We start from the raw sequence: 11,692 nt of genomic DNA, 5'->3' as shown, positions 1-11,692 counted from the left end.
TAATATACATAATCGTCAAACAATAAAAATAAAAATAATTCTTGAAAAAAATACATATATATGTTATATTGTTTTAAGTAATAAGGCTTGCTACTGTTAAATCAGGCAATACCAAACAATTATTATTAGTTATATTATAACTTATACTATTTTGTTTGGATTTTTTTTTGCAATTTTATATTTTGCGGCAAAATAATGATTATTAAAAAGATTTTAAATAATAATGTAGTTGCTTCAGCTGATGAAAATGGACAAGAAATAATCGTTGTTGGAAATGGGATAGGCTTTAAACAAAAGGTAGGACAGGAAATTGATGATAAAAAAATAGATAAAATATTTCGTATGGATACAGAATCATCAACGGATAAGCTAAAGCAGCTATTTATAGAAGTAAAAATAGAATCAATAAATGCCGGATCTGAAATTATAGAATATGCCAAAAAAAATCTAGAAAAAGATTTAAATAAAAATATATATATTACATTAACAGACCATATTGATTTTGCAATAGAGCGTTTTGAAAAAGGAATTGATTTTAAAAATGCACTCTATTGGGAAATACGAAAAATATATAAAAAAGAATTTGAAATTGGTCAATATGCTTTAAATATAATAGAGAAACATTTTAGTATAAGATTACCAGAAGAAGAGGCTGCCGCTATTGCAATGCATATTGTAAATGCAGAATATGATGGAAATATGTCTCATACAGAGTCAATGATAGGCATTGTGAAAAAATCAATAAATGTGGTAAGTCTTTTTGTTGGTAAGCAGTTAGATGAGGATTCGCTGGATTATCAAAGATTTGTAACACATTTATTATTTTTTGCACAAAGAATTATTGAGCAAAAATTTTTAGAGGTGAAATCAAATGCTCTTGCCGATACTATAAGAAATGAATATCCTGAAGAATATAAATGTGCGGTAAAAATAGCGGATCTTATTAGCAAAGAATATGATATAGAAATAGGAGATGAGGAAATAACTTTTTTAGCGGTACATATTGTAAGGGTGATGTCATAAAAATAAATTAATATTTAGGACTTGTAACGATTAAATTCGGCAATATCCAGATTAAAAAGCGGAAAATAACTCTGTTTTTTATCTGGATTTTTTTGTTTAAAAAACTTTATTGAGTTTTATGTAAAAGACTAAAAATATATAAAAATTATAATTTTAAGGGAGAATAACTATGTCAGAACCTATCAGAAATTATTCAAAATTAGCACGAGACATAATTGCAGCTGTAGGAGGTGAAAAGAACATTACCAATGTGTCTCGCTGTACTACTAGACTTCGTTTGGTACTAAATGAAACCCCAAATGATGCCAAAGAAAAAATTTCATCAATGCCTGGAGTAATTACGGTTGTTGAAAGAGGAGGTCAGTTCCAAATTGTAATCGGTACTCATGTGGGAGAAGTATTTGATACAGTATCAAAAGAGCTTAATTTGGATACAAAACAAAGCGGTGCTGCAGAAGTAAAAGAAAGTTTACTAAATAGAATTATCGCTACAATGTCAGCAGTTTTTGCACCTTTTGTATATATACTAGCAAGTGCAGGGCTTATTCAGGGATGTCTTATTATAATAACACAGTTTGCACCAGAGTTTGCAAAGACAGGAACTTATGAAGTAATAAGTTTTATGTCTTGGACACCATTTACATTCCTTCCTATATTTATAGCTATAACAGCATCAAAACATTTTAAATGTAATACATATATTGCCATTGTTTGCTGTTGTGCTCTTGTAAACCCAAGCTGGAATGATATGGCATCTCGTATTGCAAATGGCGAAACAATAAAATTTTTGATATTTAGTTTGTCAGAAACAACATATACTTCAAGCGTATTACCTCCTTTATTTTTAGTTTTGATTTTATCTTATTTGGAGCGTTTCTGTTATAAAATACTTCCAGATGTTATTAAACCTTTAGCAACACCTTTTATATGTCTTTTAATCATGGTTCCAGCAACAATAGTTGTAATCGGACCTGTTTCAGACAAGCTTGCAAGTGCTATTGCTGCAGGATATAATTTCATTTACTATTCAGTTCCAGCTCTTGCTGCTTTAGTAATAGGCGGTTTTTGGCAGGTTGTTGTTATATTTGGTGTTCATTGGGGAATTACACCTGTTATACTTGCAGATTTTGCAAATAACGGCAGCAACTCATTTCAGGCTTTCCAAACATGTGCCGTTGTAGCACAAGCGGCAGCCGCTTTTGGTGTATTCTTAAAATCAAGAAACAAGGATTTTAAACGTGTTGCTTTTTCTGCAGGTTTGACAGGTGTTTTCGGAATTACAGAACCTGCAATTTATGGTGTTACATTAAGACTTAAAAAACCTTTTATATGCGGATGTATAGCAGGTGCTTTAGGTGCTGTTGTAACAAGTTTCTTTGGATCAATGTATTATATATATTCAGGACTTCCAGGTGTTTTAACTATTGTTAATGCTATAAGTCCGAAAAATCCAAGTTCATTTATTGGTGAAGTAGTAGGTTGTGCTATTGCAATTATAGGTTCTATAGTGCTTGTGCAGATAGTAGGTTTTGAAGATCCTGTAAATTCGGATATATCTGATAAATAAAAGTTGTTTCAGAATGCTATTGATAAACTGCAGCACTTTATATAGAAATACTTTGAAACAAAAGTTAAGTTAACATTTGATTTAAACAATATTAAAATAAAAATAATATAATAAAAATAATTAATAAACTTAGAATGGAGTAAGTTATGAGTTTACCAAATAATTTTTTATGGGGCGGAGCAGTAGCTGCCCATCAGCTTGAAGGCGGTTGGAATGAAGGAGGAAAAGGTATAAGCGTAAGCGATGTTCTTACAGCCGGTGCCCATGGTGTTATGCGTCGTATAACTGACGGCATTATAGACGGTGAAAGATATCCTAATCATGATGGAATTGATTTTTATCACAAATATAAAGAAGATATTGCATTATTTGCTGAAATGGGATTTAAATGTTTTCGTACATCAATCGCTTGGACAAGGATTTTTCCTAATGGTGATGAAGATAAGCCTAATGAAGAGGGATTAAAATTTTATGATGATATGTTTGATGAGCTGCTTAAACATAATATTGAGCCTGTTATAACACTCAGTCATTTTGAGATGCCGTATCATTTGGCTAAAGAGTATGGCGGTTGGTTAAATAGAAAAGTTATAGATTTCTTTGTAAAATATGCTGTTACTGTTATGAACCGCTATAAAAATAAAGTTAAGTATTGGATGACATTTAATGAAATAAATAATCAAAGCAATACTTCCGCTGAGATTTTTGGCTGGACTTGCTCTGGTGTAAAATATGATAAGTTTGATGATCCTAAAAAAGCTATGTATCAAGCTGTACATCATGAACTTGTGGCTTCTGCACTTGTTGTAAAGAAAGGTCATGAAATAAATCCTGATTTTAAAATAGGATGTATGTGCTCTTTTGTTCCATTTTATCCATACTCTTGTAATCCAGATGATATAATGATTGCTGCTGAAAGTATGCATGAGCGTTTTTATTTTGCTGATGTTCACTGCCGCGGGCATTATCCTTCTTTTGCAAAAAAACAATGGCAAAGAGAAAATAATGCTCCTATTATGGAAGCAGAAGATGAAAAGATATTAGCAGAAGGAAAAGTTGATTATTTAGGATTTAGTTATTATATGTCAAATGCAGTAAAAGCTGATGTGCAAAAAGATACAAAGTCAACTATGGATGGAAGTACAGCAAATTCAATAGCAAATCCTTATGTAAAGGCTTCTGATTGGGGTTGGCAGATTGATCCTGTTGGTCTTAGATATTCTCTTGTTACACTTTACGAACGCTATGAAATTCCTCTATTTATAGTAGAAAATGGCTTTGGTGCTATTGATGAATTAAAATCAGACTGCTCTTGCGATGATGATTATCGTATTGACTATCTTAAAGCACATATAAAAGAGTTAAAAAAGGCCGTTGAAATCGATGGCGTAGATCTTATGGGATATACACCTTGGGGATGTATAGATTTAGTTTCATTTACAACAGGTGAGCTTAAAAAACGTTATGGCTTTATATATGTAGATAAAAATGATGACGGTTCGGGAACTGGAAACAGATATAAAAAGAAATCTTTTAATTGGTATAAAAAAGTTATAGCTTCTAATGGTGAAGATTTAGACTAATTATTACGAGAATGATTTAAATTTAAGCGATAAATGAGCATCTGGAAGTTATCAGATATTTTTAAGTGAGTTTATCGCTAGCAATAATAAAAGATTTAGATTGATTATTACGCACGGTGAGTGAAATTTTAAATATATGATGATTGAAAATCATATTTAATTAATATATAAAAAATAGATTTACCGTGCGTTAATAAAAATTAATAGTCTAATAACAGCTAGGGCGGGCATGCTTTTTATATTTTAAATAACAAATATTAATAAAATCACAATTTAAATAAAGATAAAAAATTTAGAGGGTGGGGTTTTAGAATAAAATTTTATTTTTTTGATTTTTTCTAATTCCCGCCCTTTATATTTTTTTACTTACTTTGTAATTTTATATTTAATTTTTTTATTGCTGAAAAAGAAATTTTAGCACCCACCCAAGTTTTGATTAGAATTAAAAAATTATTCACCGCACGATAAATAAAATTAAAAAATATTATTTTATGTTAAATGTAGTTTTTATTATATTTATTATATTCGCTTACCGTGCGTTATCTAATACTATAATCATTATCTACATTAAAAGATAAATTAACTTCAAGATTCTCTAGCATTTTATTTTTATAATCTTCTTTTACTTGTAAGTATATATTATATAATGCACTCATATTTATAAATTTTTCATATATTTCATTTTCCTTTCCATTGAATGCACTTTCTTTGAAAAGCTCAAATAAATAATTATTGATTAAATGATATGTATAAAGCTGAGTTTTGTATACAGTGATATTTTTTCCTTCTGATTCAAAATTAAAATTAATTTTTTCAGATGAATGAAGTTCATTAAAAAACTCATTATCAGCACATATTTCAGGAAGAAATAGGAATAAATCTGATGCAAGAGTATAGTCTTTTGTAAGCTTTTCTGCTAAATTTCCTAATTTATCATAAGATTCTTCAGACTCTTTTAAATTTAAAATTATATTTGAATATTCCTGAATAAATTTTAGAATATCATTATTGCTGAATGGATAAGGAGTATAAGTTTCATTATCCTGGACCAAAAAGAAAAATTGCTTATCTGATAAAAAATCAGTTTCATTCCAAGTTTTTACATATTCATTCATTTTATTTGAAAGCTCTTGTATATTAACATCATTTATTCTAAGCTCTCCTATAGAGTAATCATTAGAAGCCTTAGCCCCATATATTTTAATATAGCAAATTTTTTGATTTCCTATTCTTTTTAAAATATCATCTTTAAACATATCCCAATAAGTATTTATATTTTTTGGCTTTCCGTTATCTTGCCCCATATTAACTAAATTACTAGTATAAACTTTCCATTTATGTTTTTTTCCGGCAAATTCTGTTTCAACTTCATCAAGTATTATGTTTTCATTCATGGCTTTTATACCTGTCATTATACCAAATATAAAACTTCCATTTGAAAGTCCTGCAGCGGTATTTGCATTTTTGCCGGCACTAGCACAGCATTCAAATATATCTCTGTCCCAATCAGGACTAGATATATAATAGTTAATAACAGCACTTTTATCTGTTATAGTTTCCGGATAAGCATTGATAAATATATTCCATTTTTTTATAACAATACTTCCTTCTACTACTTCATTTTCTATATCATTTGCTAAAATAGAAGATATATCCTTTATTATAGAATCAGGATCATCAATATTAACAGAATTAGCCTCATAATGTATGCTTCCATTTTGAATATATTCTTTTAAATTATTATATAAATTGCTGAAATAATCATATTCTTCATCGCTTATAGAATATTTATTCATTTCTAATGTATATAATGCTCTGTCTATATTTAAATTTGCATTGCTAATATCAGACTTTCCTGAATATGCATAAGCAATTTTATAAAACCAAGTATGATTATCTTTAGTTTCTTCAGATAAAGAATTTAATATATCTATTGCTAAGTCAAATTCAGAAATATTATTATATGCTACGGCAAGAAGCCCTTTAATATCATCATTTAATTGATCTTCCTGTAAAGAAAGTATTAATTTAATGATTTCGCTATGTTTTCCCTCTTCATATAATTCTTGCAATTTTGAATCTAATTCTTCATTATTCATGCATAAAATCCTTATTTATTATTAGTAGAATATAATACATTTATAGTAATAAAACAATATATTTTTGTTTAACTTTTTTATAATTTTAGTATATAATAGATTTAATATCATTATAAGGAGTTATAAAATGACAAAAGTTGTTTTAATTCGTCATGGTGAGAGTGTTTGGAATAAAGAAAATCTGTTTACAGGCTGGGCAGATGTTACTTTGTCTGAAAAAGGTATAGAAGAAGCTAAAGCAGGCGGCGTAGAACTTAAAAAAGCAGGCTTCACTTTTGATAAAGCATATACTTCTACTTTAACACGTGCTATCAAAACTTTAAATTTAGTATTAGAAGAAATGGGACTTTTATGGATACCTGTAGAGAAGTGCTGGCAGTTAAATGAAAGACATTATGGAGCTTTACAAGGATTAAACAAATCACAGACAGCTGAAAAATATGGAGAAGATCAGGTAAAAATTTGGAGAAGAAGCTATGATACTCCTCCGCCAGCTTTAACAAAAGATGATGAAAGATATCCAGGACATGATCCTCGTTATAAGAACTTATCAGAAAAAGAACTTCCTTTAACTGAATGCTTGAAAGATACAGTTGAAAGAGTAGTGCCTTTCTGGGAAAATGTTATACTTCCTGATATTAAAGCAGGTAAAAAAATAATTATCGCAGCACATGGAAACAGCTTAAGAGCATTAGTAAAATATTTAGATAATATATCTGATGCTGATATCACAGAGCTTAATATACCTACAGGAATGCCTTTGGTTTATGAACTTGATGATAATTTCAAAGCAGTTAACAAACAGTATTTAGGTGATCCTGAGGCAGTTAAAAAAGCTATGGAAGCAGTAGCTAATCAAGGTAAGAAAAAATAAGAAATATATAGTTTTTTATTTGCTAAAAAATAGAAAAGGAAGTCTTTAATTATTAAAAGACTTCCTTTTTATTAAATAGTATTTTATTTTAATTGTTTTTTTTATTTAAAAAACCAAGAATATAAATTATAGGTTCAATAAAAATATCATATAGAAATCGGCTTATATTTTTTACTAAAAATTGTTTCACTAAAAACACAATAATCAATACACTCTTAATAATTTCAAAGACTGTATCTAATATAGTAATGAAAATTTTTTCAAAGTCTGTAAATAAAAATAAACTTACAGCTGATACTATAAAGATAATTTCAAGCATATTAAATCCTTAAAATAAATTTGTATTTAAGAATAATACATTTTAATGATGACATTTTTTGTCGTGATTAATAATTACTTGTATAAATTTTCATTATTTAATTCGCTTTGAGCAAAATTTCTCAAATAATTCTGAACTAATTCTAAATCTTCTTTTGTATCTATACCATGAATAAATTTGTTTGTTTCTAAAACTTTTATTTTCATTCCATTATAAAGCCATCTTAATTGCTCAAGTTTTTCTATTACCTCATATCTGCATTCTTTTAAATTTTCTATTTTTAATAGAATATCTCTTCTAAAAGCATAAACTCCTATATGTTTATAGTATTCAGTATTTATATTCTGATCAAATCTTTTATGAGGTATGGAAGCCCTAGAAAAATACATCGCATAATTATTAATATCTGTAACAACTTTAACAGCATTCTCATCTTTTATTAAAGGGCTATTATCATCTATTTTTGTTTTTAAAGTAGCAATATCAACATTCTCATCTTCAAAAGCATCTATCAAAGGATTAAGCACTGATTCATCTATTAAAGGCTCATCCCCCTGTACATTAATAATAATATCGCTTTCAATTTTTTTAGCAACTTCTATAATTCTTGAAGTTCCTGAAGTATGTTCTGATGAAGTCATTACCGCCTTAGCATTATTTTTTTCACATATATCCATTATTTCTTTAGAATCAGTAGCAACAATGCAGTCATCTATTTTTTCAGCAGCTTTAACATTATCATATACCGCTATGATTATTGGTTTGCCAAGCAGTTCATAAGTTAATTTTTTAGGAAATCTAGTTGAATCATATCTTGCAGGTATTATTGCTGTGATTTTAGCCATTTTATTTAACTCCAATATATTTATTTCTCTTATTTTTATTTAGAATTAAGCATTTCTTTGGATATATTTATTAATTTTTCTTTAAATTCTTCTATAGTTTTTGATTCTGATAATACAACAGGATACATACTCATTCTTGATATTTTTGTAAATAGAGATAAAAGACCTAAGTACTTTTCATTGCTGTTTTTATTAGTTAAAAACATTGTGAGTAAATGAACCGGTTTTTTATCAAGTGACGAGTAGTTTAATCCTTTTTTTGATATGGCAAATATTATATCATTATCTTCAACTTGATTTGTTCTTACATGCGGAAAAGCAACGCCATATCCCAAACCGCTGCTTATAATATCTTCTTTTTTATACATAGACTCTATTATCTGTGCTATATTTATTCTAAGACCATTAGCCTCTGAGTATATCAGCATTTCACTGATAGCTTCATCTTTATTATTTGCCTTTAAATCTAAAATGACATAAGAATTCTTTATGTATTTTTCAACATCACTTAATGAAATCATATAATTAAACCTTCATTATATATAATATAATAATTTAATATAAAAAGTTTATATTAAATTCCAAAATTATCTTTTAAATATTGCTTCATAGTATATTTTTTTTGTATTATTTCTAATGTGATATTAAGTGGATATATAGTTTTATAATTCTTGAAACTAATTCCTATAGTTTCATCATCTAGATCTATATCCCTTGACAAGTCCCAATGACCATTGAACTTTTTTCTTATAACTTCGCCTATATAGGCACTTATAGAAAATATAAAATTCCTATTATCATCTCTTTCCAATACCAAATTGATCTTTTCTTTAAAAAATTTATCTATTTCGAATAAACTTTCTATAGTATAATCAGCATGATAGCCTTCCCGCATCAAAAAATTACTTATCCAATCAGATGCTCTTGAAAGCTCTTCTTCCGGCAAAAGGTATTTTGGCATAATATAAATCCTTATTATAATATTACATTTTATTTTATAATATGTCAACTTATAATTTCATATAATATTATAAATTTGTACCGTTATTTAATAGCTTATAAAACAAAGTATTTTTTAGAATTATTCAATTATTAAAAGGAAGTATATATTTTTTTACTGTTAATATCTGGGGTTTGATTATTTACTATTATAATTATAATATATTTATTTCAAAAAGAATTTTCTTTATTAATTGTTTGGGCAATTATACAGCTGCTGCTTCGTATATAAATATTTCTTTTGTGATACTGTCTGACTATGGTGTCTGTGAATGACTGCGTATTTATATATTAAAACAATAATTTGTACAATATATAAAACATTGCTGCTATGATTGACAAATTACTAAAACTTTATAAATAATAAAAAATAATGCAAATATATATATAAATTTCTTTTCATATAAACACTGCCATGGTATAAAACAAATCAAATTACGAAAAATAATATAAAATATATTTTTTATATGTTCGTTTTTTTCACTTGAAATTTATATTTTATGTTATATTATATATAAGAATTATAATTTATAAGGAGTTTTAATATGTCTTTAATAGATGATATAGTAGCTAGAGAAATATTAGATTCAAGAGGAAACCCTACAGTAGAAGTAGATGTTTACTTAGACAGCGGCGTTATGGGAAGAGCTGCAGTTCCATCAGGAGCTTCTACAGGAGAACATGAGGCAGTAGAATTAAGAGACGGCGATAAATCAAGATATATGGGTAAAGGTGTTCAAAAAGCCGTAGAAAATGTTAATGAAATTATTTGCAATGATTTAATAGGTATGGATGCTTTAGATCAGGTTGAAATAGACAGAACTATGATAGAACTTGACGGTACTGAAAATAAAGGTAAATTAGGTGCTAATGCTATACTTGGCGTATCACTTGCCGTAGCAAAAGCTGCTGCTGAAGAATTAGGTATGCCTTTATACAGATATATAGGCGGTACTAACGCTAAAACTTTACCTGTTCCTATGGCTAATATCTTAAACGGCGGCGCTCACTCATCAGCTCCAATAGATTTCCAAGAATATATGGTTATGCCTGTTGGTGCTCCTACTTTCAAAGAAGGAATACGCTATGTAGCTGAAGTATTCCATAACTTAAAAGCTATACTTCATGACAGAGGTTTAAGCACTACTGTTGGTGATGAAGGCGGATTTGCTCCTACTCTTAAAGATAATGAAGAGCCTCTTCAAGTAATTATGCAGGCTATAGAAAAAGCTGGATACAAACCAGGTGATGATATAATGATAGCTATGGATCCTGCTTCAAGCGAATTCTATAACAAAGATAAGAAAAAATATGTATTCCATAAATCTGACAACAGAGAATTAACTCCTGCTGAAATGGTTGATTTCTATGTTAATTTATGCAATAAATATCCTATTATCTCTATAGAAGACGGTGTTGCTGAAGATGATTGGGACGGCTGGAAAATATTAACTGAAAAATTAGGCGGTAAAGTTCAATTAGTAGGTGATGACTTGTTTGTTACTAATGTAAAAAGACTTCAAATGGGTTTAGATAAAGGTGTTGCTAACTCTATTTTGATTAAAGTAAATCAAATAGGTACTTTAACTGAAACTTTAGATTCTATAGAACTTGCTAAAACTCATAACTATACTGCTGTAGTGTCTCACCGTTCTGGAGAAACAGAAGATTCTACTATTGCTGATATAGTAGTAGCTACTAATGCAGGTCAGATTAAAACAGGTTCTGCTTCAAGAAGTGATAGGATTGCTAAATACAATCAATTATTAAGAATTGAAGAAGAATTAGGCAGCAGAGCTATTTACTTAGGTAAAAAAGCATTTTATAATGTTATAAAATAATAATATTGATTAATATTAAATAATAATTTTTATTGACAATGATTAAGGCAGTAACAATATCTTGTTGCTGCCTTTTTGTTTATCCATTCACGCACGGTAAACTAAACAAGATATATAGAATTAATTAAAAATAAAATTTGCTCCATGTTTAAAAATTTATTCTGCGTGCGTTAAAGAAGTCATAAAGCCAATCAAAACTTGGGTGGGCGTTAATAAATGAAAATAAAATATAAATGCAAATAAAATCTTAATTTCAGAATTAAATAAATAAGCCTAGAGGGTGGGAATTAGTAAAAGTCAAAAAATTTAAAAACTTTTTTCACTCCCCGCCCTTCATAGTTCATTGCTTTACTTTGAAGTTTAGCTTCATACTGTTTTATGATTTAAATAACATTTGTTAGCACCCGCCCAAGCGTATTTAAAATTTGAAGCCTATTCACCGCACGATAGACGAAGCAAAAAATATAAATTAATTAATAATACAATGTTAATTATGTTTAAAAATCTATTCTGCGTGCGTTAAAGAAGTCATAAAGCCAATC

General features: G+C 28.4%; 9 protein-coding genes. 5 read left to right on the top strand and 4 right to left on the bottom strand.

Annotation, left to right across the window (positions count from 1 at the left end; all coding sequences use genetic code 11):
- Positions 1–195: 195 nt before the first annotated feature.
- From licT to A966_RS00790, 3 genes are all read left to right on the top strand, one after another.
- The gene (licT, locus tag A966_RS00800) at positions 196–1,023 is read left to right on the top strand and encodes a BglG family transcription antiterminator LicT (protein ID WP_008721483.1); all 828 of its coding nucleotides are present in this window, start codon (positions 196–198) and stop codon (positions 1,021–1,023) included.
- A 169-nt stretch (positions 1,024–1,192) separates the two neighbouring features.
- Positions 1,193–2,590, top strand: a complete 1,398-nt coding sequence (locus A966_RS00795) for a PTS transporter subunit EIIC (RefSeq protein WP_008721481.1) — start codon at positions 1,193–1,195, stop codon at positions 2,588–2,590.
- A gap of 146 nt (positions 2,591–2,736) precedes the next feature.
- On the top strand, positions 2,737–4,173 hold the full coding sequence (locus tag A966_RS00790; RefSeq protein ID WP_008721479.1) for a 6-phospho-beta-glucosidase: 1,437 nt from the start codon (positions 2,737–2,739) through the stop codon (positions 4,171–4,173).
- 539 nt (positions 4,174–4,712) lie between these two features.
- On the opposite strand, the gene A966_RS00785 is transcribed toward A966_RS00790, so the two are convergent.
- On the bottom strand, positions 4,713–6,272 hold the full coding sequence (locus A966_RS00785) for a DUF6348 family protein (protein WP_008721477.1): 1,560 nt from the start codon (positions 6,270–6,272) through the stop codon (positions 4,713–4,715).
- 127 nt (positions 6,273–6,399) lie between these two features.
- Between A966_RS00785 and gpmA the strand changes: the two genes are divergently transcribed.
- Positions 6,400–7,146, top strand: a complete 747-nt coding sequence (gene gpmA, locus A966_RS00780) for a 2,3-diphosphoglycerate-dependent phosphoglycerate mutase (RefSeq protein ID WP_008721475.1) — start codon at positions 6,400–6,402, stop codon at positions 7,144–7,146.
- Between the two features lie 393 nt (positions 7,147–7,539).
- On the opposite strand, the gene kdsB is transcribed toward gpmA, so the two are convergent.
- The 3 genes from kdsB to A966_RS00760 are packed head-to-tail and all read right to left on the bottom strand — an operon-like array spanning position 7,540 to position 9,271.
- On the bottom strand, positions 7,540–8,310 hold the full coding sequence (gene kdsB, locus A966_RS00770; protein ID WP_008721471.1) for a 3-deoxy-manno-octulosonate cytidylyltransferase: 771 nt from the start codon (positions 8,308–8,310) through the stop codon (positions 7,540–7,542).
- 35 nt (positions 8,311–8,345) lie between these two features.
- Positions 8,346–8,831 (bottom strand): PTS sugar transporter subunit IIA, encoded by a 486-nt coding sequence (locus A966_RS00765; protein WP_008721469.1) that lies wholly within the window; start codon positions 8,829–8,831, stop codon positions 8,346–8,348.
- 53 nt (positions 8,832–8,884) lie between these two features.
- Positions 8,885–9,271, bottom strand: coding sequence for a hypothetical protein (locus A966_RS00760; protein ID WP_008721466.1), 387 nt, complete (start codon positions 9,269–9,271; stop codon positions 8,885–8,887).
- A 583-nt stretch (positions 9,272–9,854) separates the two neighbouring features.
- Here A966_RS00760 and eno point away from each other — a divergent pair.
- Complete coding sequence (eno, locus tag A966_RS00755) at positions 9,855–11,150, top strand: phosphopyruvate hydratase (protein WP_008721464.1); 1,296 nt, start codon at positions 9,855–9,857, stop codon at positions 11,148–11,150.
- Positions 11,151–11,692 lie beyond the last annotated feature (542 nt).

This window comes from Brachyspira hampsonii 30446 (assembly GCF_000316195.1).
GTDB lineage: Bacteria > Spirochaetota > Brachyspiria > Brachyspirales > Brachyspiraceae > Brachyspira > Brachyspira hampsonii_C.
This window is presented reverse-complemented; position numbering and strand designations above follow the sequence as displayed.

Excerpts from the sequence above, each read along its gene's own strand:
- licT (WP_008721483.1), top strand. The coding sequence starts at position 196 with ATGATTATTAAAAAGATTTTAAATAATAATGTAGTTGCTTCAGCTGAT.
- A966_RS00795 (WP_008721481.1), top strand. The coding sequence starts at position 1,193 with ATGTCAGAACCTATCAGAAATTATTCAAAATTAGCACGAGACATAATT.
- A966_RS00790 (WP_008721479.1), top strand. The coding sequence starts at position 2,737 with ATGAGTTTACCAAATAATTTTTTATGGGGCGGAGCAGTAGCTGCCCAT.
- A966_RS00785 (WP_008721477.1), bottom strand. The coding sequence starts at position 6,272 with ATGAATAATGAAGAATTAGATTCAAAATTGCAAGAATTATATGAAGAG.
- gpmA (WP_008721475.1), top strand. The coding sequence starts at position 6,400 with ATGACAAAAGTTGTTTTAATTCGTCATGGTGAGAGTGTTTGGAATAAA.
- kdsB (WP_008721471.1), bottom strand. The coding sequence starts at position 8,310 with ATGGCTAAAATCACAGCAATAATACCTGCAAGATATGATTCAACTAGA.
- A966_RS00765 (WP_008721469.1), bottom strand. The coding sequence starts at position 8,831 with ATGATTTCATTAAGTGATGTTGAAAAATACATAAAGAATTCTTATGTC.
- A966_RS00760 (WP_008721466.1), bottom strand. The coding sequence starts at position 9,271 with ATGCCAAAATACCTTTTGCCGGAAGAAGAGCTTTCAAGAGCATCTGAT.
- eno (WP_008721464.1), top strand. The coding sequence starts at position 9,855 with ATGTCTTTAATAGATGATATAGTAGCTAGAGAAATATTAGATTCAAGA.